Annotated in this window: 13 protein-coding genes and 1 CRISPR repeat array; of the genes, 10 read left to right on the top strand and 3 right to left on the bottom strand. The window is 52.5% G+C overall.

What is annotated here, in order from left to right; genetic code table 11:
• Window positions 1–3: 3 nt before the first annotated feature.
• Complete coding sequence (gene cas1, locus IQ254_RS13515; RefSeq protein WP_193966679.1) at window positions 4–1,653, bottom strand: type I-MYXAN CRISPR-associated endonuclease Cas1; 1,650 nt, start codon at window positions 1,651–1,653, stop codon at window positions 4–6.
• Between the two features lie 260 nt (window positions 1,654–1,913).
• A CRISPR array of direct repeats spans window positions 1,914–5,172; the repeat unit is 36 nt; unit sequence GTTTCCATTAGTTCGACTTCCGAAGAAGTTGTTGGG.
• A 597-nt stretch (window positions 5,173–5,769) separates the two neighbouring features.
• Here cas1 and IQ254_RS13510 point away from each other — a divergent pair.
• Genes IQ254_RS13510 through IQ254_RS33135 form a run of 6 tightly spaced genes read left to right on the top strand, consistent with a single transcriptional unit; the run spans window position 5,770 to window position 14,752 of the window.
• Complete coding sequence (locus IQ254_RS13510) at window positions 5,770–8,916, top strand: type III-B CRISPR-associated protein Cas10/Cmr2 (RefSeq protein WP_193966678.1); 3,147 nt, start codon at window positions 5,770–5,772, stop codon at window positions 8,914–8,916.
• Window positions 8,916–10,088: a type III-B CRISPR module-associated Cmr3 family protein gene (locus tag IQ254_RS13505; protein ID WP_193966677.1), complete on the top strand. Its 1,173-nt coding sequence runs from the start codon at window positions 8,916–8,918 to the stop codon at window positions 10,086–10,088. Before IQ254_RS13510 ends, IQ254_RS13505 begins: the two co-directional genes overlap by 1 nt.
• Window positions 10,081–11,037, top strand: a complete 957-nt coding sequence (locus IQ254_RS13500; protein ID WP_193966676.1) for an RAMP superfamily CRISPR-associated protein — start codon at window positions 10,081–10,083, stop codon at window positions 11,035–11,037. The genes IQ254_RS13505 and IQ254_RS13500 overlap by 8 nt, the downstream gene beginning before the upstream one ends.
• Window positions 11,038–11,040: 3 nt before the next feature.
• A complete protein-coding gene (locus tag IQ254_RS13495) occupies window positions 11,041–11,667 on the top strand; it encodes a hypothetical protein (RefSeq protein WP_228040650.1) in 627 nt (208 codons plus the stop codon).
• Window positions 11,660–13,432 (top strand): RAMP superfamily CRISPR-associated protein, encoded by a 1,773-nt coding sequence (locus IQ254_RS13490; protein WP_193966675.1) that lies wholly within the window; start codon window positions 11,660–11,662, stop codon window positions 13,430–13,432. Before IQ254_RS13495 ends, IQ254_RS13490 begins: the two co-directional genes overlap by 8 nt.
• 6 nt (window positions 13,433–13,438) lie before the next feature.
• Window positions 13,439–14,752 (top strand): SAVED domain-containing protein, encoded by a 1,314-nt coding sequence (locus IQ254_RS33135; protein WP_193966674.1) that lies wholly within the window; start codon window positions 13,439–13,441, stop codon window positions 14,750–14,752.
• Between the two features lie 263 nt (window positions 14,753–15,015).
• On the opposite strand, the gene mobF is transcribed toward IQ254_RS33135, so the two are convergent.
• Window positions 15,016–18,363, bottom strand: coding sequence for a MobF family relaxase (gene mobF / locus IQ254_RS13480; RefSeq protein ID WP_193966673.1), 3,348 nt, complete (start codon window positions 18,361–18,363; stop codon window positions 15,016–15,018).
• A 299-nt stretch (window positions 18,364–18,662) separates the two neighbouring features.
• On the opposite strand from mobF, the gene IQ254_RS13475 reads away from it, so the two are divergent.
• Genes IQ254_RS13475 through IQ254_RS13460 form a run of 4 tightly spaced genes read left to right on the top strand, consistent with a single transcriptional unit; the run spans window position 18,663 to window position 21,114 of the window.
• Window positions 18,663–19,790, top strand: coding sequence for a hypothetical protein (locus IQ254_RS13475; protein WP_193966672.1), 1,128 nt, complete (start codon window positions 18,663–18,665; stop codon window positions 19,788–19,790).
• A gap of 26 nt (window positions 19,791–19,816) precedes the next feature.
• Window positions 19,817–20,359, top strand: coding sequence for a hypothetical protein (locus IQ254_RS13470; protein WP_193966671.1), 543 nt, complete (start codon window positions 19,817–19,819; stop codon window positions 20,357–20,359).
• A gap of 12 nt (window positions 20,360–20,371) precedes the next feature.
• Window positions 20,372–20,752 (top strand): hypothetical protein, encoded by a 381-nt coding sequence (locus IQ254_RS13465; RefSeq protein ID WP_193966670.1) that lies wholly within the window; start codon window positions 20,372–20,374, stop codon window positions 20,750–20,752.
• Window positions 20,753–20,778: 26 nt separating this feature from the next.
• Entirely contained in the window at window positions 20,779–21,114 is a 336-nt protein-coding gene (locus IQ254_RS13460) for a hypothetical protein (protein WP_193966669.1), read from the top strand.
• Here the strand turns inward: IQ254_RS13460 and IQ254_RS13455 are convergent.
• Entirely contained in the window at window positions 21,086–22,192 is a 1,107-nt protein-coding gene (locus tag IQ254_RS13455; protein WP_193966668.1) for a tyrosine-type recombinase/integrase, read from the bottom strand. The genes IQ254_RS13460 and IQ254_RS13455 overlap by 29 nt on opposite strands.
• Window positions 22,193–22,276: the final 84 nt, after the last annotated feature.

The following is a 22,276-nucleotide window of genomic DNA, read 5'->3' as shown; positions in this document are numbered from 1 at the left end:
CTCCTATCTCAGCACCAGCTGAGCAAACAGCCCCCCTTCCCCCAGCCATTCCTTCTCCAGCAGGCGCACCTCTAGCTCGATCAGGCGGCGATAGGTCATCGAATATTGCACCACGGGGTGTTTCCAGGTTTCTTCTTTACGTCGTTCGTAGAGGGCGATCAGCTTGCGGCGACCGCTGTCGTTGAGCCACACCTGCTCGCCGGTAATCTCAAAGTCGGCGTCGGCATCCCACTGGTTGCGGTTGATGGCGGCCATCACCGGCATATCAACCAACGGCACCCGAAAGATCTCCATTAGGTCGAGGGCCAGGGGAGGAGCCTGGCGCTGGGGCTGGTGGTAAAAGCCCAGGGCTGGCTCTAGCCCCACGGTGAGAATGGCATTCATCACATCCTTGAGCAGCAGGGCATAGCCAAAGCCGAGCATGGCGTTGAAGCGATCTTTGGGCGGGCGGCGGTTGCGGCCCGAGAAGCGAAAGGCTGGGTTGGCGGTATCGGCCAACGACTGGGGCAGGGCACCAAAGTATTGCGCTGCCAAGTTGCCCTCTAACCCCAGTAGCGAAGGAATCGACTCGGCCTGGGGCACCTGGTTGAGGGTGCGCTGCATCTGGTCGATCGCCTGCTTGAGCGTAGGGTTGGCAGTCTGGCGCTGGCTGCGCATGAGAAACTTGCGCTGGCTCTGGCCGCGACAGGTAACGAGTTGCTGGGCCAGCCGCAAGCACTGGGCTGTATCGGTGAGTGCCTGGTATTGCCGCACTCGCCGCTGAATGTTGCCCTGGCGGGTGTCAAAGCTGCCCTGGTACTGCCCTCGCCCCGAGATAAAGTGCAGCCCCACCCCCTGCTCGGCGCAAAAGTACATGGCCTGGGTGGAAATTTGCACGTAGCTGTGCAGCACCAACTGCCCGACCTGGCGCGAGGGCAGCAGTGTGGTTTTACCATCGCGCTTGGTGATTTTGAACTGGTCGCCGCTTTTGCCAATTGAGGTGCCCGCCTCGGTGACGTGGATAATCTGCCGTTCGTCATCCTGGGGAAACAGCTTCAGGGGTTGGTCGGTGGTGCCCTGGGCCAGGCGGGTGGCGTCTGGCATGCAGGCTTCTGCGACGGAGCAGCAGGTGCAGAGGTTGGCGTTGTCGGCTACCGGGGGGCGATCGCGGGCTACCTGCAACTGCTGGGCCTGCTTGATGGCAGCTAGCAGGTCTTGCCGCGCCGCTGCGTCAAAGGGCACATGCACCAGAACATTGTCGCCGTGGTAGCGAACGCGACCCTCGGTGATCGAGATGCCCAGTTCAGCTTCGAGTAGGAGGGCGTAGGCAAGAACTTGGATGCGATCGCCGGGCCAAGCTTGGGGCTGCTGATCGCTGTCTCGGTAGCACCGCCCTTTTTTGTGCTCGTAGGGGATGGTTTGCCCTGCCCTGGTTTTGAGTGCATCGACCCGACCCCGCAGACCTAAAGCTTCACTCTCCAGAGTGTATTGCTGCCATTCGTCGCCGCCGTCGCGCTCTAGCTCGGTGTGCAGTCGCAGGCCCGAATAGACCTCGGCATTGGGGGTATGGATGCCCTCAACTTCTTGCAGGTAATACTGGCGCGGACAGTAAAACAACGCTTGCAGAGCGCTGACGTTGATCGCCACCTGGGCGGCGGTATGGGGGATTGTCATAATGCGGGGTTTGCCTATCGGACTATGGGAGATATGAAATCAACCGACGCAGTCTCGATGCACCTGTCTATGAGTTCAGCAATCCCACAATGGCAAAAATAGTTATGAGCGTTTCTACGGGAGTTTGGAAGATCAATACATTCGTATTTCGTTGAAGTTGGCGAGATACAAATGAACTAAAAAGAAGAGGTTAGGCAGTTTTTTCAGGCTTCCTGTTAATGTCCGCAGGAAACGAAAAAATTGCCGACGGCGATTTTTTCGTTTCCATTAGTTCGACTTCCGAAGAAGTTGTTGGGTTAACCCCCGTGGACTTGCCATGAATATTCTTGATGTTTCCATTAGTTCGACTTCCGAAGAAGTTGTTGGGTGTCAGGGGTCAGGCCGATGCGATCGAATACGTAGCGTTTCCATTAGTTCGACTTCCGAAGAAGTTGTTGGGTTGCGGGCGGCCTCGGTGGGTAATTCTCGGCCCTTTGCGTTTCCATTAGTTCGACTTCCGAAGAAGTTGTTGGGTACTGATGCTGATATCTACGTGGTGGTTGATGGATTTCACGTTTCCATTAGTTCGACTTCCGAAGAAGTTGTTGGGCGGAGTTGTTTCCTGTGGAGGTGGCCTATACCTACGTGGTTTCCATTAGTTCGACTTCCGAAGAAGTTGTTGGGAAAGCGCCTCAGTGATGATGCCCGGGGCATGATGCGGTTTCCATTAGTTCGACTTCCGAAGAAGTTGTTGGGCTTGATGGGAGCTTAAAGGGTGACGGTATAAGGGTTGGGTTTCCATTAGTTCGACTTCCGAAGAAGTTGTTGGGGTTTAAGCCGAATTTGCTTAATCTGTCCATGGATGGGTTTCCATTAGTTCGACTTCCGAAGAAGTTGTTGGGTTCCTAGCGATATAGAGCCTCTTTTGGCTGGCTAGTTTCCATTAGTTCGACTTCCGAAGAAGTTGTTGGGTTGACGCGCCGCCTAGCGCGAGCTGGTCACCGATGGGGTTTCCATTAGTTCGACTTCCGAAGAAGTTGTTGGGGTTCTAAGGCCTCTATGGAGCTACAAAAACTTCTAGGTTTCCATTAGTTCGACTTCCGAAGAAGTTGTTGGGTTTAAGCTATGGCGCGACGGCACCGTTCTTGTGAGTTTCCATTAGTTCGACTTCCGAAGAAGTTGTTGGGGTATGCGGGACTTACTGAGCGGCGGGGCGATCGCACCGAATGGAGTTTCCATTAGTTCGACTTCCGAAGAAGTTGTTGGGTACCGATATCGTAAGCCTGAGCCAGGCATGATTTATTACCTGTTTCCATTAGTTCGACTTCCGAAGAAGTTGTTGGGACCAGTCTGTTTAATCGCCAGTTGCAACGGCTGACCAGGTTTCCATTAGTTCGACTTCCGAAGAAGTTGTTGGGGAGTTGAAGGAGGAGCATTGCGCGATCGCCCAGCGTGGTTTCCATTAGTTCGACTTCCGAAGAAGTTGTTGGGGGTGTACGGCTATGGCAAAACAAACGCTGACGTGTGTTTCCATTAGTTCGACTTCCGAAGAAGTTGTTGGGGGTGTACGGCTATGGCAAAACAAACGCTGACGTGTGTTTCCATTAGTTCGACTTCCGAAGAAGTTGTTGGGAGTATCGACAAAGCAACCAAAGGAGGACTTTCTATGTTCAGTTTCCATTAGTTCGACTTCCGAAGAAGTTGTTGGGAAAAAGGAGAACCAAACCATGAGCTGCTGGAATAAAATGTTTCCATTAGTTCGACTTCCGAAGAAGTTGTTGGGAAAATAGATCGTCGGTTTCGACGCTTGCCGTTACGGGTTTCCATTAGTTCGACTTCCGAAGAAGTTGTTGGGAAGGAGTTCCAGAGGTTTCGGGGGTGTATCAGTCCGTAGTGTTTCCATTAGTTCGACTTCCGAAGAAGTTGTTGGGGGTCAAATATTTCAAGGGGTGAATCTCGTAAAGTTTTGGTTTCCATTAGTTCGACTTCCGAAGAAGTTGTTGGGGAGAAGATCTGGGGACTGGCACTGCTGATAGTGTTGCCGTTTCCATTAGTTCGACTTCCGAAGAAGTTGTTGGGCCTGAGCTTGCCGCGCAGATTAGAGCCAAAGTACTGGGTTTCCATTAGTTCGACTTCCGAAGAAGTTGTTGGGACATCGGCAAAGGCCCCGTTGGTGGGATTGCTGCGCAGGTTTCCATTAGTTCGACTTCCGAAGAAGTTGTTGGGGCCCCTCTACTCGGTGGAGGACTTAATTGAGATCTCTGGGGTTTCCATTAGTTCGACTTCCGAAGAAGTTGTTGGGAATCAGAGCAACAGAAACAGACGCCACTGGATGATCTGTTTCCATTAGTTCGACTTCCGAAGAAGTTGTTGGGGCCGTCCGAGGCTTTCCCAAGTTCTCGAAGAACTCATCTAGTTTCCATTAGTTCGACTTCCGAAGAAGTTGTTGGGTTGGAACGTACCGTGGCAATCTTCGAGCCTATCTAGTTTCCATTAGTTCGACTTCCGAAGAAGTTGTTGGGAACGCACAGGTGAAGTTGGATATAGAAAATCAGTTGCTAGTTTCCATTAGTTCGACTTCCGAAGAAGTTGTTGGGAAGATGGTGCGCTTCCATTCCCGCTGAATCTCAAACGTTTCCATTAGTTCGACTTCCGAAGAAGTTGTTGGGAGTAGTGGCAGGGCGGAATGCGCGGCGGCGCTGCTGGGTTTCCATTAGTTCGACTTCCGAAGAAGTTGTTGGGTGAAGAATGGTTGGCGAGTGAACGACGGCGGAAAGAGTTTCCATTAGTTCGACTTCCGAAGAAGTTGTTGGGGCTTTATTTAGGTTCCACGAACTCTTTGCTACGATGTTTCCATTAGTTCGACTTCCGAAGAAGTTGTTGGGTTTTGCCCCCCCGAGAGGCCTACGCCGCGCTCCCCCAGTTTCCATTAGTTCGACTTCCGAAGAAGTTGTTGGGTTTGCAGAGTTGATCACGGCCCGTGATAACTTCCTGGGTTTCCATTAGTTCGACTTCCGAAGAAGTTGTTGGGTATGCCTATTTCAGGTACTAAAGCTAAGTCTGTAGGTTTCCATTAGTTCGACTTCCGAAGAAGTTGTTGGGCAGGGGTCTTTCAATTTGAATATGAAATCCAGATCTGTTTCCATTAGTTCGACTTCCGAAGAAGTTGTTGGGTAATCATTCTGCGATTCAATTCTCGCAGGCTATGTGTACTGTTTCCATTAGTTCGACTTCCGAAGAAGTTGTTGGGTGAAGAAGAGGAAGAAGCCGTAGAATCAGCCCGAGTTTCCATTAGTTCGACTTCCGAAGAAGTTGTTGGGTACTACAATCAATTCCAAGGCAATGGCTATGCGGCAAGTTTCCATTAGTTCGACTTCCGAAGAAGTTGTTGGGTCAAGTAATCAAAAATGGAACTCCATCAAACATTAATGGAGTTTCCATTAGTTCGACTTCCGAAGAAGTTGTTGGGTTGAGGTAATTGAAAACGAATACGGCATTTACTATGTTTCCATTAGTTCGACTTCCGAAGAAGTTGTTGGGAGCGGGCTGCTAGAACCCTTACCCAGCCTAGATCCTAGCACCCCCAATTCAAGGTGGATACAACCAGAGCCAAAAACCAGGGTTTTAATCACAATAAAGCCATGCCAAAAACAGCTCAAACCCTTGTCCTGCAAAGCATTCAAGGTGGATCTCGCAAGGTCACAGGTTACAGCCATCGCTTAAAGGTGCTTGCACAATAGAATACAGACCCGTGGTTCGCAGGCATTACATCCCCTCAGCCTAAACAGACCCAGGTGCTTGCCCCGCCAGTACGTAACGTTATTTTGGCACTTACCAAAGAAAACCTGAAGCTTTTGGGGCTGTAAGTGCGATCGCGCCTAGCTTGGGATAACTTTAGCCAAATTTAGACCATTGCGAATGCCCCATCGCTCTGACAAACTGATCAAATCTCAAACCTTTCCGGAATCGTCAGCATAAAATCTGAAGTCTGTTTGTAGCTGTAGAACAGCCTAATGTCGGTAGGTCAATTGCGACCCCATATCCAAATCACCTATGCCATAGATCTAATCGCATTCTTGTCTCTATCCCTAGAGGCCACTCTATTCAAATTGATATTTAGCAGGGAAACCGGTTTCCGTGACTGACTACCAGCGAAAACTCTATGCCTTCTTGCAAGCCTTTCACCACTTCAAAGATCCTGATGTCGAACACCATCTCTGTGCCACGCTCCAATGCTTAGCGCCTCAACTCGCTGATCTGCGGGACTGGTGGCGAGCAGGAGGCAACCTTTGCTTGGATGTTGCGGCTTCCAGCGATCGCCTCAACCTTCAGACCACCCCTGAGCTGCCCAATGAGGTTGGAGTACGGCACCCGATCAGCGGTCAGCAGCAAATTATCACCGAACTACCTTTAGAACCAGTTGAAATTCCTGCAGACATTCAGACATCCCCCGACGCTAAGCACGTCTTCTGGTGGTTTTGGCGCTTTTATCCCGAGTACTGGGCCAAGGCCAATCCAGACTCCCAGGCGCTGCTGTATCCAGCCCATCGCATTCTGCCCGACTGCCCCTTGCACAGTTACCAGAGCACCGTATCGGCCCTGGCGGGGGCGATGTATCCAGAAGGGCATAACGGCGATCGCCCCGAAACGCCCTATCTGCTACTCTTCAGCTTTTCCCCCGTACAGGAATTCATCAAAGCCTCCCGCAAGTTTGTGGATTTCTGGGCTGGGTCGTATTTGCTGCACTACCTCAGTGCTCGCCTCTGCTGGCACATTGCCCAAACCTATGGCCCCGACGTCGTGATTGTGCCGTCACTGTGGAATCAGGAGATTTTTGATGCCCTGATGCTGCAAGATGGTGATTTTTCTAGCTTTGAGGCGTTTTTTAGGGAGATTGCCCCAGAAGCATCAGCGCATCAGACCCCAGTCGAACGCTTTAATCATAAGGAATCCAATAGCCTCAGCACCGCAGGCTTTCCCAACATGATCACCGTGTTGGTGCCGGGGGAAAAGGGGGCCAGGCAGCTAGGGCAAGAGCTGACCGAGGAGCTGGTTGAGGAATGGAAAACCATCGGGAACAAGGTACAAGGTCAGATTCGCGATCGCGTTATCTCCTGGCTGAGTTCCCAAAGCTCTGGTGCCCTGCAAACACTCCTACAAGAAGCCTTCCCAGATCTAAATCTCCAAGACAATGAAGCCCTTAAGCCCTACTGGCGGGAAATCGAGAAACTGCAAGACCCCTGTGCCTGGCATTGGCCGAATCTCTGGGAACAGCAACTGAGCCATAGTTGGGAGCCCTACTGGGCAGCAGTGCCCTTGGGTTCTCCCAATGCAGCTGTGGAAGTTACCCTTTCAGACCCACAAGCTACGGACTGGATTCAAGCCCAACGGGCGATCGCCTTTAGTCCTGAAGGATTGAATATTCCCTCTCCAGAAGAGAAGCAACTCTACGAGTCCCTTGAAAACGGACGCCTCAATATCGGTAACTGGTGGGGGCCACTGCAACAGCGGCTGATTGTGTGTCTCCATGCCGTCAAAAATACTCGCAACTGGCAAATTCCAGCCGCTCCAGGCGGACGCTCTACCCTGTCGGGTCAGTTTAGTGCCGTCCATCCCTGGTTGAAATACCATGGCAGTTTCCGGGAAGGGGGCGGCCTACCTGAGAGCAGTATGCGTCTATTTTGGCTGGTGATGTCTAAGGCGTATGTTGGGCTATTTAATGGTTCAGAGCGCCTTAATGCCCTGGAGCTAACCAAGCGTATGGCTTGGCAGCATGGCGGTATTGCTGAAACCTTGGGTGTTTCAGACGAATGGGATGATGCTAATCCTGACTATGAAAACCTAATCCGATTTCCCAACCTGAGTTCGATTGCGGCAGCCCGTTATCTCAAGACAGTCCCCGATCAGGCGCGTGACTACTGGCATCGTCTGAAGCGTTTGATTGAAGGGGAGCAGGAACAGAAGTTTAGCTCAGATGAGAAACAAGTTTTTTACAGTCGAACTAAACGCCCTTGTCAAATTTTTCAGACGGATGCTGCGCTGCAAGTAACCCTACACAACGACCCTGAGTTTAGGAATGGGCTGAATGGGCTCATGTACTCCAGTCGCTGGCTAGCTGACGATATGGGATTGCAGACCCCAGAAGCCATCGGCAAATTGCGGCAGCTTGTCGATAAGGCCCACCAAAAAGGGGATGATTTTTCTGGATTCGGTCAGGGTAGCCCCGACGACTGGTGGGTGATTCTGCTGTCAGACGGAGACAGCATGGGGCAGTACGTTTCGGGCAAAAAGCTAGGGGTGTATGAGAAATACTTGGTAGAAGATGTGATCACACCAGGCATTGATTCTGATCTCCTTCAAGCTTTTCAAGCAGAGACTCACAAACGCATGGGGCCAGCTACCCACGTAGGCCTTAACCGAGCCCTGTTAGACTTCTCCAATCACCTGGTTCCGCACCTGACCGAACAGCGCTACTGCGGTCGAGTGATTTACAGTGGCGGCGACGATGTTATGGCCGTCTTACCCCTAGAAGACATCCCCGAGTACTTGCTTTCTCTACGAGCTGCCTGGTGCGGTGGACAAGATCCCTGTGGCGACTTCAGCAGTAATGACAGCGGCTATTGGAATCCCCAAAAACCTCTCAAAGGTATTCAAAAGCGTCCCTATTTCACTATGGGGGCAGAGGCCACGATGAGCAGTGGTGTGGTTTTTGCCCACAAGAGCGTACCGTTGCCTACGGTGCTAGAAAGCCTCTGGACTGCCGAGGGCGATCGCGCCAAGGCCATGCACTACAAGAATGGCATCTGTTTCCGCGTCATCTACGGCAGTGGCAACCAGCTCGAAGCCTTGATGCATGGTGAGTTACTGAAAACCTGGTGGGACTGGGTCAGAAAATATCCCGGCTATCGCAAACGACTCAGCCCGCTCCTTTATCGCCTTGCCGAAGAACTCCCACGACGCATTGGCGAACTCCCCGAGCACCCTCATCTATTTTCTAAAGCGGCCAAAGTGCTGATGTCGCAACGGGATGAGAATCGTCAGCTAGAGGTTTTTAGTGCAATTGAGGATTGGCTAGACGACTGGGAAGATTGGGCGCGTAGTGCCCAGAGTGAGGCTAGACAGGCTGCTCTAAACCAAGGCAAATCTGCCGAACAGGCTACAGAGATTGCCAAAAGCACTCTCGGTACCCGCCCTGAAGACTTAGGCAAACTCCTACGCTTCACCGCCTTTTGGATCGATAAGCGAGTTGAGCGCTACCAATGGACCCACGGGGAGGAGGATTAATGCACTGGTATACCCTCATACCCCTGGATGTCTTGCTCTTTCGCGAAGCTAAGCCCTTTAACCCAGGGGATGGTTCTTGGGCCAAGGGACTGTTTCCCCCTATGCCAATTACCGTTTTTCAGGCCATGCGATCGCTGTTGCCAGACTATGGCGATGGCGAAAAAGACCTCAGCCACCGGGACTTAGACTTCCTTGGCCCCTTTTTGCTGGATGAGCAGGGTACCTTATGGCTGCCAACCCCAAAGGATCTGGTCTGTATTTATCCTGAAGGGCACAACCGCAAGCTTTCAGGTAATGACTGGACGGCAGTTAAACGCCTGGTTCCAGTCGATCAAAATCAAAATCATGCAGCCTGGTCAGGGCTAGTCTTTCCTGCTGGGTTGGCTCCCATGGTGCTGGATCAGCCGGTCGAGGGGGAAGTAGGCGAACCTGATCCCTGGATACGGGCAACAGCCTTGCTGGAGATCTATCTGGAGGGGCAGACAAATTTTCCCAAGAACGCCTTCCACAAAAATCCCTGGTCACCCCAAATTTTGCCCCACATCGATATTCAGGACAGCCAGCGACAGGTCAAAGATGCCGACGGCTACTTCACCGAAGTCGCCATTCGACTCCATGGTGGTTGGCGGTTTGTGGTTGGAATGAGTGCCAACCTGACTCAGGGAGCCGTGCGATTGGGCGGCGAAGGTCATCGCGCTATCGTGCAGCGCTTGCTGTTAGAGCCCAACTCTGCGCTGGAGAAGCAACTACAGCCATTGCAAAATCCGCCAGCGGCAACGGCGGAGCGTCCCTGTGGCTACTTGCTCACCCCAGGATTAGCCCAGGCTGGAGAAGCCCTGTATAGTGCTTACCCCAGCGACTGGGAAAACCTAGTTGGATGTGCTACCGACAAGCAGCTGTTGTGGGGGGGGATTTCGGCGATTCGACGCAAACCGCCACGCCTGGATAATCGGTCGGATATAGAACGGCCCAGGCAGGATAAAACCTTTGCACTGTTACCTCAGCGGGCTTTTGTGCCGCCAGGAACGGTGTACCGATTTAGTGATGGGCCTTACCCTGGGCGAATGCTGCCAGCCCCAAGGTCCGAACTAGAACACAAGTGGCTGACTACCTTTGGAAAGCTGAACTACGGAACGTTGTTATGGGGAGCACAAGCAAAAGATTATGAGTGATTTTCGTACGGGTTATTTATACAGCCTGGCCCCGATCCACTGCGGCGGCGAAGGTGATTTGGGTAATGTCCTCGATATTGCTCGGGAAGTTCATACCGATTTTCCCTACATTCCAGGGTCATCCCTACGGGGCGGCATCCGAGAGGAAGTGAGATTACAGGATTCTGATGCTGCCGATCGCCTTTTCGGCAAGGAACTCCAGAAAAACGGGGATATGGGCGTGCATCAGGTATGGTTTGGCGATGCCCGCCTGCTGTGGGTACCCATGCGTACCATGTCACTGAATGGGGGCACCGATGTATTTGCTTGGGTAAGCTGCCATAGCCTGATTCGGGATCATGCGATCGTTGCGGGTAAACCCGTGACAACGTTTCCTGACACCCCCATTGGCGATCGACCGGGAACCTATATCGTGGCTGATGCAGAAGTTGAAGTGAAAGCATGGCCTCAGGGAACAGAGAATACGACAATCGCCCTGGACGGCTGGCCCGACGCGCTTAAAGACTCAGCCCATCCGGTCTGGAGCCAAAACCGCATCATCCTCAGCGATGCCGATTTCCAAACTCTGATGGAACACGCCCTCTGGACTCAAATCCGCAACAAAATCCAAGACGAAACGGATGACCCTAGCAAAAATCCAGGCTCAGCTGAGATCTTCTGGACCGATGTCTGCATTCCACGAGACACAATTCTCTATTTCAGTTGGGGCTACAAGCTGCTGTCTAAAGACCCAGTGACGAAGCCCGAGCACCACCTATTGATGGATACTATCAATGCCTTGCTCCAAGTCGGCGGACAGGCCAATGTTGGACGCGGCTGGGTACATGGCTGGGTTAACCGGAAGGACGAGCCCAAAGGTCTAGGGGATAAATCAGCTGACGAAACCCAAGCTAACGACGAAACACTAGAAACGCCAGAAGCTGCTCAACCACAGTCTGCGGGGGTATAAAACATGGCGAATAAAGGAAAAAGCAAAAGGGCAGGTCAGTTTCCATCCAATAAGCAGTCTTCTAGTGAAATGCGACAGACAGATCAACTCACTAAACCCAAGCAAAGTCTTGCACCGAATCAAATTACTCAGCCAGCTAAACCGCGTATTCAGCCAGAGAAGATGAGTCTTTTGGCTCATGATCATATTCAGGCATATATGAGCGAACAGTGGAGAACCCAGGAGAAACGCCCTAAAGATAAGCTAACGGATGCTGAGGCTACTTCTATTTTCCAGTTGGGGCAACATTTGCGAGTATTTGGCTTACTTTCGGCGGTTGGCTTTGTCAGTCAATCCAATCAACAAGGCGGTGATACGAGTAAGCAGAGAGGCAAGGTCTGGAAAACTCTGCTCGGTAGCCTGCTAAGCGATGCTCCATCTATTAGAACCGAGGAACTTAAAGAAGATGCAGACTTTGATGCCGCCAAGATGATGACTAAGGTGAAAGGTCTGGCTGAGCAGCAAAAGACGCAATCAGAATACATGGCGATGTGGCAAAAAGCCCTGAAGCTATCAAAACACTGGAGTTTCTGGGCCAAAGCGTATCAGGAGGAGAAAAAGATACAGGATGAGCAGAGAAAAGATGTATGAGACCACTCAGCTATTGACTGAACTCCTTGAACAGCAGAATCAGCAAAGGGAGCAATCGCTCTTTAAGAAAGGAATTTTCACGTTGCGATGGCGCACTAAAGTTGGTTCATGTCCTCATCCAGATACGGAGACCTTAACTTCAGCTGGAGAGCCCTCAGGGGCTTGGAAATGGTCACAACAAGATTTCGATACTTTAGAGAATCGCAAGTCTACATTGCCGATTAATGGTTATATTCCTGCTTCTTCTATACGGGGCATGGTTAAGGCATGGGCCAAACAACGGCCTGGCCTAAAAAGCCGGGTTAATGAGTTACTTGGTTATTCCAATCATTCTGGTCAAATTTTTACGGGAAAAGTCGCTTTTTTAGATGCTTGGCCTACGGAAGCTACTCAACTTAAGCGAGATATTGTTAATCCCCAAGAGAAATTTCAGGTCTATCACGATCCAGAGCAACAGGGTAAACCCCTGCCTTTTTACACTCTAGGCAACGGAAATCGCCCTATCACTGTAATAGTGGCTATTCAAGGAATTCGAGGTAGCAATGTTACTGAACAAGAGATAGAGGAAGCTTGGAGTTGGGTTCAGCAAGCACTCACAGCTCATGGTATCGGCGGCAGAACGGCTTCAGGATATGGTGCTGTTGAATCTCCTGAGGGCTCGACTGAGATGTCCTCGGTCTATCCTGGCTATGCTGTTCAAGATCTCAATTTCACGCTTTATAGCCAAGGAAGTGCCGGACCAGAGACCAAAGTCATGGAGTTACGTCCTTCTCATTGGCGAGGATGGTTACGCTCTTGGATGTTGCGTTGCTTTTTAGGGCTCATGAATGAAAGCAATGCTCAGAAAATTGTTGGTAAGTTGATGGGAAGCCTGGAAGCTAATGACGGGCAGTCTCAAGCAGGCGTAGTGCGGTTGCGTCAGTCTTTGAGAGATAACCAACCTATAAGAACAACTACAAGACCCGAATTTTATATTTGGCAGGGACAACTTAGCTTGGCAGCCCCGGAAGACATATTGCAGGAAATTGTATTGCCAGTCGTACGTTTTGCCATAAGTGTCGGTGGGGTTGGTCGAGGCTGGCGACGACCACTACACATTTTTCAGATGAAAAAAGGGGACAGGTTTTTTCCAGCAGTACGCGGCACTCATTTGCTAATGACTCGCCGCGATCGAGCAAAAAACAAAACTTTTCAATATCAACTCCCATCTGATCCTCAGCATTGGAGTCAGTTATATGACCGATGGAGTGCAGCAGTTCAAAAACGATGGTCAAGCTATTGTGATCCAGATATTGAAGCCCATCTCAAAAAACACCCATTAAGAGCAGAGATTTTCTCTCCTAAGACCTGTACCGTTTATGTTGTTCCTGGTACGACTGAAAATCCGTTAGATACTCGTAATAAAAACTGGACTCTCTATGAAGGCCAACCATTGCCATCAACAGATACTCATGGTGATGGTCTCTATTTGGTTTATCGAGATACTAAGGAAAGACGATATAAGCGCAATCCTGAGCTAGGGGGAAATGCCGCTCAAGGTGGAAACCAGCGTTCTCATTGCTCGTGGGTTAGCATTCGCCGCATTGATAAGCCTAATCAAATAGTGGATACTGACTGCCAAGAGGTCGTCTGTTTATTTATGGGCGAGTGGAATAAAAATACTAACAGCTATCATCCTGTCAGGATGAAATTCTTACAAGATTTAGATAGCCTGACCGGGGAGAGTGGAGCCACGCAACTTTTTGGCATAAATCCTTCTACATAAATCACTGTGAAACGAATCCTTTTACTATCAGCCAACCCTAAGAATACCGGAAGTCTAAGGTTAGACGAAGAAGTCCGAGATATTGAGGAAGCTTTGCAGCGTAGCCGACACCGTGATGAATTTGATATTCGTTCTAGATGGGCTGTTCGTCCTAGAGATATGGCACGAGCAATTCTAGATTACGAGCCAAATATCATTCATCTCTCAGGGCATGGCGAAGGAGAAAACGGGATTTTATTAGAAGATGAGACTGGACAAGCAAAATTTGTAAGCCCTGAAACATTATCTGATCTATTTAAACTCTTCGCGGAACATGTCGAATGCGTGATTCTCAATGCTTGCTATAGCGAAACTCAAGCTAAAACTATTTGCCAGCATATTGATTATGTCATTGGCATGAATACAGCAATCCAAGATCGTGCTGCGATTGAGTTTTCCGTAGGATTTTATGATGCTCTGAGCAACGGCAGAGACTATGACTTTGCCTATAACTTAGGTCGTCAATACATCTCCATGGCTGGTGTACAACAGGCAGATGTGCCTCAGCTCATGAAAAAAAGATCTTTGCTTAATCCAGTGATTAGCCTTGGTGTCAATGGCTCTGCTGAAAGAGAATACGATAATTCACCTGATAGGATCCTTAATTGGACAAAATATTATGACTTTAACGCTCAGCCACGCAAGCTAGCGACTCCAGAAATATGGCAGGAAGATCTATTGCCTGAGCTCCAAAAAAAGCGTGACGAGCTAGCCCAAGGACGACGAGATTTAACCCTCGATTTACGAGGTATGATCCCACTCAGTGGAGCTTTTGCCATTGGCACAGTATTTCAAGAAACTCGTGGGTTCATCCTGCAAGTTGAGCAGTCAACGGGATCATCTGGTTTCTGGAAATCTAGCGAAAAGCCATCAAACTTGAAATTTCGTGTCACCCAAGAACATGGTCATGCTGGAAGAAATCTATGCATCGCCCTAGCCATATCGAGACCGTCTTGGCCACAAGTTCAAAAGCTTTATGAGAACCCAGTATACGGCATCAATGCAGTGGTTTATCTTGAGCCAGATACAGAAACAGGTGCCTGCGATCGCGCCTTACCAACAAATGCTGATGCAATTGCTTTAGTTGATCACACTAAGGATTTAGTTGACCACTATCGTCAACACTATAGTGCTGATCGAATTCATCTAGTTTTTGTTTGTCCCATGGGATTTGCAGCCTTACTCGGTCATCGCTTGCGGGCAGTCGGAGAGATTGTTACCTACGAATTTACTAAATCTGTCGAAGAGCCCTACATTCCATCTGTGATTGTTAATCCCTGATTTATAGCTGTTCTTGGACGAATGAGGTACTCCTCCACTCATAGAAGCCTTGAAGCTTATAGCTTGGGACGCTGCCCTATATCTCATCCAAGTAAGAACCGCTATAGGATAGCTATTAGCCTTGCGGTCAGTGAGGCTGAGGCTAATGGCTCTCCTGTGGCGATCGCATCACCAGATTCAGAAGTGAAATTGATTAGGCAAATTGGCTAGCTCCATCTCAACTCAGTAAGCCTCTTATCAGATAAAGTTTCGATTTTCAGATGTCATAGTTCTAGCTCTTCCGCTGGTCTTTGTGTCTTGTCATTAACCCTAGAAGGGCATGAACCTATTTGACTAGCATTGTGCATCATGTGCTGAGTAAAGGCGATCGCCTCTTTCCTACCTTGCTTGTCATAAATCTGCCTCACCACCTCACTCCCCGCCACCAGCATCAGTGTCACCTCCTTAGCCGAACACCCATCCCGCAGCGCCCGCTGTGCCACCCGCCATTCCAAACTGGCTGCCGGTAACCCCGCTGAGTAATGCTCCCACCGCGCCAAAAGCTGCTCTCTTGAATTTGCCTTTGACGGTTCCGAGGCCTCTACCCTTTGCTGCTCTCGTCCAACCGTCCTTCCAACCGCTCTAGCGAGTCGATCAACTGCTGCTGCAAGGCTAACTCGGTCTTGAGCTGCCCGTTCCAACTGCTTAAAGCCGCAATTAACCGCCTCAACTGCTCCTGCAAGGTTGCCTGCGCATCGGAGGAAGTCTCGTCGCTGACGATACGCTGCAATTGCTCGACCAAGAGCCCCAAGCTCTGGTTCCAGTGCTGCGGCCACATCGCCAAATCTTCCCCCAAGGTCTGGACATGGTCTTCGAGGTGCAGCACCCGCTGCGTGTTGACGCAAATCTCGGCCCGCAGCGGCTCTAAGCTGCTCTGCAACACGGTAGCCAATACGCTCTCCCATTGCTCTGGGGTCAAAGCCGGGGATGGGTTCTGGTGGCCGTTCTTCCCGTTGTTCATGCTGTCCATAGGTCATTACCTGTTGAGTTAATGGCACGTAGTCACTCACGTTCTCCTTGGCCCGCGATACCTGGGCCAGTCGCACCAAATTGGCCTGGCTGCTGGTGTACAAGGTCACCGCCCGCTTGGCTCTAGAAATCGCCACATAAAATGCTTCTCGGTTGGTTGTTTCAGCCAGTAGCGCCATCACCCGCTCCGCTGTCTTGCCCTGGCTGCTGTAGGTCGTGCTCACCCAGGCGTAGTCGATGTACTGATTTCCGCTGAGGTTGATGGTTGAGGTCTGACCCGACCCATCGCGAATTGTCGCCGTCCCATCGGTTTCCAGCCCCGTCACCACAAATCCCTGTCCATTGCGGATTCCGGCTTTAGAGTTGTTGCGTGTCCATTTGAGGCGATCGCCCACCGCCACCGGAATCGATTGCGTCGTGTACACCGTCTTGCGGGGGCACAGAGACGGATTGATCGACAACACCGATCCACTCGGCGTCTCCAGCACCACCTGCTGAGCCTCAGGATTCACCGCGATCACCCGGTACTGCTCCCCTCTAATCAACCCCTGCTTCCGATAATCCTGAATCGGCACCAGCACACCGCCCGGTGCATAAGCCTTGAGATAACTGGCCTGAGCCATGGTCAACTCCTTGCGGCGTAGGCTCTGCATCACAAAGCCATCCGCGCCCAAAGCCTCTTCATCCTGTAACCCCGATCGCATCGCCTGCGTCAGCGCCAACCGCTCCGCATTTGTCCCAGCTAGCACCAAGGTTTTCTCCCGCTCCTCTGCCGTCAGCGCCAAATAATCTGCCGCCACCTGCTGAATCCGCTCCTGGGTTTGAGCCTCTTCTTTGACACACCCGGTCTGGGTCAGTAGCTCAATGCCTTCACTGACCTGCCCCTGGGCTACCAGTTCTACAGCAGATCGCAGCACCCCATTCTGCTGCCGCCGATGGGTCTCCAGGTAAGCCGTCGCCATCCCCCCGGCCTGCAAGCTCTTGAAGGGATTACCCGCTTCCACGGCTGAAAGCTGCCGGGTATCTCCCACTAATAGAACTCTGGCCTGCTCCAGTGCCGCCCGCCGGAGCAGAGCATGGGCATCCTTCATGCTCAATAGCCCCGCCTCATCCACAATCCAGAGTGCTGGTTGCGGTGGTTCATCCAACGGCTGGGATATCAAAAGACCAGCAACCGTGGTGGTTTCAATCCCCAGCGATTCTCCCAACACATGGGCCGCTTCAGCGCTGGGCGCTAATCCTCGGATGTCGTACCCCTGACCCTGAGCCAACGCTTTCAGCACGCTCAAAGCATAGGTCTTGCCCGCTCCCGCCACTCCCTGCCACGCCATCACCGCATCCGGTGTGGTCGCCGCCATCTCCACCGCGTTTTGCTGCTCGGGGTTCAGAGAATGGCTCGTTAGACCATCCAACCGGGTACCACTGGGGACAATCGCACCCACATGCCCCCGTCCCTGCTGCATCAAACGGATGGTGTTGAGTTCCAGATTGAGCGCGGTTTGAGTAGTGAACTTGCTGTCGGCGACTCGGATGAGTTCAGGGCTGTCGGCAATGGCTTGCTGAAGTACCTCAAAATTCTGGGCTCCCAGTTCATGCTCAAACACAAACCGCTCCAGCGCCGTCCGCCGAAACACCGACTCCCGCTCCCCGCAGTGCTGGATCGCCGTGTCAATTACCGAGGTGGCCGATGGCTGATCGCCAATTGCTTGGGTAGTGCCCTTCGGTAACTCCGGCAGCTCCAGCCCCTTCAACTGAATCAGCGCATTCCACCCCCGCTGCAACAACTCCTCATCCACCTCCTTTGGCTTCCGCTTCCGCGATACCAGCGTCGCCGTTTCTCGCATGGCTCGGTTGTTCTCAGACCCCGTCGCCTCCCATTCCTCGATCAGCTTCAAGATCTGCTGCCGCCTTGTCGAAAAGGCTTTTAACAACTCGGGCGAATATCCCACCAACTCAAACTGCCCATGGGCCATAGGCTCAATCCGGTAACCCTGCTGCTTCAGCGCTACGGCCAACTCGTTCTGGTAAATCTGGCCCAGGAGTTTTTGGTTGGCGATCGCCGCCTCATTGCTCAAACTAAACCACCGCCCATCCGCTAACTGCGTCGCATTCATCACCACACAATGGCTGTGGAGCTGCGGCTCCGCCTCCCGACTGGTGGAATGGGTAAACACCGCTGCGGCAATGTTGCCCGTTGTCACTTTCGTCCGCCCAGCCTCGGTTGAAACTCGGGTCTGGGCATAGCGCTCTTCCAACACCGATAGGGCTTTCGCTACCGCCTGATGATGGGCTGCCAACACCCGCTTATCCTGCTGCACCAGGGCTGCAATGCTGACGCTCTTCGGCGCACTGAAGGTAAAGTCCGTCGCCGCCCGCCGCTTCTCTGGGTCAACCACTTTTCCTGTCAGGGATTGTCCCCCTGGAGCCTGCCCCGAAAGCATCTGGCTGAATTCCTGCTGATTGACGACGCCATCCAACCCCAACGACGCAGCCCCTTTGCCCACCCACTTCGTCGGGTGAGCCTTTTCTTCAGCCGAGTAATAGTCCTCTTTCGTGTAATACGTCTCCGCCTGAGCCGCAGAGAGGTTGCTAGTGGAAAGCATGGATAGCTGAGGTTAAAAAGATGACGCCACCCTGGAGCGAAAGCAATAGCGTCTTCAAAAATGGTAGAAACCCTGAGGGGAGGGCCGTTGCCCGGTTTTTGCCAAAACCCTGGCGTACTGTGTGGCCTCTCCGCGAAGCCCCCGAGAGGGGCGAAGCACTCGGATACATGATCCAAAATTCAATTCCCATACTATCCCTATTTTGTGATTTTGGGCTAAATTTACGAATATTGACATCCCATATATTCCCGTTTCTGTAAATGTGGTCTATGGTAGGGATGTCGCGTTTGGAACGGCCTATGCCGCACGCTTTGAATGAGAAACCAACGGTTTTGATGGTGGCTGACCTCGGATCGTCAGCCTCAAAGGTGTTCTATCGGGTTGGGGGAGGGGCTACGCTGCCGTTGTGGATGGGTGCAGAAGTTGCTCCCAATTTATCCCAAGCGGTGCTAACCCAGTTTCGAGGCAGTACCCGCCCTCAAGATTCAGCCTGGCTGGAGCTAGGCGATCAGGTGGTGCTGGTAGGAGAGTCGGCGAAGACCTGCTTGGAGTCCAACAGCATTCGCGCCAATAAGTCTGAGCTGGCGGCCTATAAGATCGCGGCGGCGCTGGGGGTGGCGGCGGAGCTGGAGTCACTGCCTAATTCTTTTGAAGCGGTGCTGTGGCTGGCACTGCCCTTGACGGAGTTGGGCACTCGCGATGCCATTCGCACCCAGGTGGAGGCGATTTGCCAGAGCGGATTTCGGTTTCGTGGTGAACCGTTGCAGATAGGGTTGACCATGCAGGCCTTCCCTGAGGGGTTCGGGCTGTATCTGAACCGCAAGGGTGAGTTGGATGCGGTGGGACAAGATATCAACCAGCGCCGTACCTTGATTGTGATGATGGGGCACCGTAATCTGTCGGTGCTGTGCTTTGACGGCGGCTCGCTGCGGGCGGCGGGGTCAAATTCAAATGGGCCGGGGTTCTGGCCGATGTTTGAGAAGGCGGCGCGATCGGCAGGGGTGACCCAGCCCGACTATGGTTTTCTGATGGCGGCGATCGCATCTAACCAGCCCCAACAGCTCTCGGTAGCGCGGGGGCGGTTGTTTGACTTTAGTGAGCCGATGACGGCCTGTTTGGATACCTACTGGCAGGCGGTGCTGACCTACTGGCAAGACCAGGTGATGCCGCAGTTAGAAGCGGTGAATACCGAGGTGATCATCAGCGGTGGCGCGTCATCGATTCTCAGGGCGCGGCTGAGCGCCTACTTCACCGAGCTGGGGTTGTCGCAGCGGGTGCTGTTTACTGAGGGTGGTCCCCGGCGGCTGGAGGCGCTGGTGCAAGGGTTGCCCGAATCGGCGCAGATACCCTCGATGACGTTACGCATGGCCGATAGCTATGGCCTGTTTCGGGGGCTGATCGGTACGCTCGATTCCGTCGCCGTTTAGAGTTTAGAGAGCACGTCACAAAACCTATGGCTTCCAAGTCTCAGCCCGATAAACGTCAAAACCGCAAGCGGATCCTGTTCTCCTTCAATGTCGATCTGGAGTCGGCCCTGGGGGTGGTGTTTCAGTATCTGATGCACAACCCGAAGATGCCGAGCCAGATGGGCAAGCAGAAGGGGGTGGAGGCGATCGCCGCCTTTTGGCGACCGTTTGCCTTTCAGATGCAGGGCCAGGTCAATGACGATGAACTGAAGGTGTTGGCTCGGGAGTCGTTGATGACGTTGCAGCGGCAGATGGAGCTGATTGCGGAGACCTTTGAGGTGGAGTTGCCCCAGTCGGAGGGGGTGACGCCGGAGTTGGAGGTGGCCCTGGAGCGCACGGTGGAGCGGGTGCTCCAGCGGTATGTGGGGTCGGGTGCGCTGGGTCGTCCGGCAACGCCGTCGCGAACTCCCGCAGAGGGGGTGTCATCTACCGACCCCATGCTGGTGCCGCCGGGGGAAGAGGCCGTAGGGTTCGAGCAGGACATGTTTAAGGAATTTGAATCCATCTCATCGAAAGATCTGATGTCGTAGGGGGCCAGGACGATGGAGTTGACGCCAAAGGAACCGGCGACGGAGGTAGGGGCACAGGCGCGGCAGGCCTATCTGACCTTTGCCCAGCGAGTGGTTGGGGATGAGGTGGACTACGCCATGCTTTACCAGCAGTTTGCCTCGAATGATTGGGCGGCGATTAAGCTCGACGATGCGGTGGCGGAGGCGGTGCTGCGGGCGGGCTATTCCCAGAAGTCGGCGGTGGGGGTGCTGCACCAGGGGCCGTATGTGCAGCACCAAGTGCATCAGAAGGGGGCTCCGGCGGCGGCGATGAGTCAGTATGTGCGATCGACGGTACTGATGGCGATGCAGCGGGTGGCTGGGCGGGGCCAGGGGCCGAGACGGCAGCAGCAACCTGGGTTGGAGATGGAGTAGCCCTGGGGCATTGGAGTCTTGGCTCGATGACAAAACTCAACCTGTCAGAACTCGATAAGCGGCTCACCCTACTTGAAGCTCAGCAGCAATGGGTGCACCGCGTGCTGGAAACCTACGGGATAAAAGGGCTATGGCTCTCTCCCGGCAAAGCCTCTGCACTGCTGGGCATTAGCCGCGATCGCATCCTCGTAGAAGTTGAACGTGCCGAGAAGATGCGCTCTTTGGGTAAACGCGGAGACGTGAACTACGGTATTCACTACAGAAATATTCAGGATCCAGAGGTTGGGCAACCCACCTGGCAGATTCATGTCGCTGCGTTCGACCAGGTGCTGGCTATTCCTCCGGAGCAGCGGAAAATTTAGCTGTTTTGACAATGACGGCTTTGTAGATTTTGAGGTCTGAATCCTCGCCAAGCCAAGCTTTGTAGACCTTGGTGTGGACATCATAGCTATGCCCCATTGACCGGGCTAAAAACTCCGGGGGAAAGCCTTGCTCATATCCCCGGCGAGCGTAGGCATGACGAAGGTTGTAAGGAGGGAATCCCACACCGGCTTCCCTAAATTCCTGGGAAATTTTCATGCCCAGTTGGTTGTTATTCTTACCCTCAACTTGAACGGCGGGTAGCTGAACGGCTTTAGCGTCAAACTCCCAAAAATCTGCCGTCATGGGAAACACCAATCGTCTGCCCGTCTTACCTTCTAGCACTTCCACAAGAGCAGGGCTTTCATCAAGCCGGTCAGTGGATAGCCTAAACACCTCATGGGGCCGCAAACCATAGATGGTTAGCACGTCGTACACCCATAGCCACCCAGGGGTTCTCATCTTGCTCCTGGCTTCAGCAATTTCCTCATCACTGGGCAAATCTCTAGGAGAAACTGATTTAGAGGAGTAACCTCGCTCTAACGCTCCTAGGTCACGGGTATCCGGCAAGCCTGCGAATTCTGCTAACCGTCGGTAGGCCATGGCATATCCTTTACGGCTGCGCGTGCCGGGCTGAGTCCGTTCCAGAATGACTTGCTTCAGAAGATCTAGTGAGAGGGGCTTATTAACGGGCAGATGGTTGAACTTCAGCCGGTAGTCTTTATGGTAAGAGTTCAGTTTAGAGGGCTCTTGCGGGACTTTATCCCAGTGGTCTTCCTCAAACTTCTGAATCCAATCACCTACCGTTTGAGCAGGCTTGGACTTGGGTTTGAGAAAAAGCTCCCAGTCAAATCGCTCCCTTACCAGCAGGCTGTCAATTTCCTGAGCTTTAGCCTTTGCTAGCTTGAGCCCTGCGGGAGTGGCGCTGCAACCGGAAGCAAGTTCATAGTGCTTGGGAACCCGACCATCCCCTGGTTTGGGTGGAAAAGTCCCTCGAAAAGACAGCTTTTTACCCCTCACCCGGATGGCTACCCGCTCTAGGTGCTGGTTCACATCGGCGACCAAAGGCTCAATGCTCATGGAAATTGCCCAAAAATTGCCCAAGTTTTAGGCCATACTCACCCTCAATCAGCGCAAAATAGCTCAGGTGAGTGAACCCTGAAC

Origin of the sequence: Nodosilinea sp. LEGE 07088, from assembly GCF_015207395.1 — a bacterium.
Lineage (GTDB): Bacteria > Cyanobacteriota > Cyanobacteriia > Phormidesmidales > Phormidesmidaceae > Nodosilinea.
The sequence above is the reverse complement of the archived record's forward strand: the minus strand, read 5'-3'. Positions and strand labels throughout refer to the sequence as shown.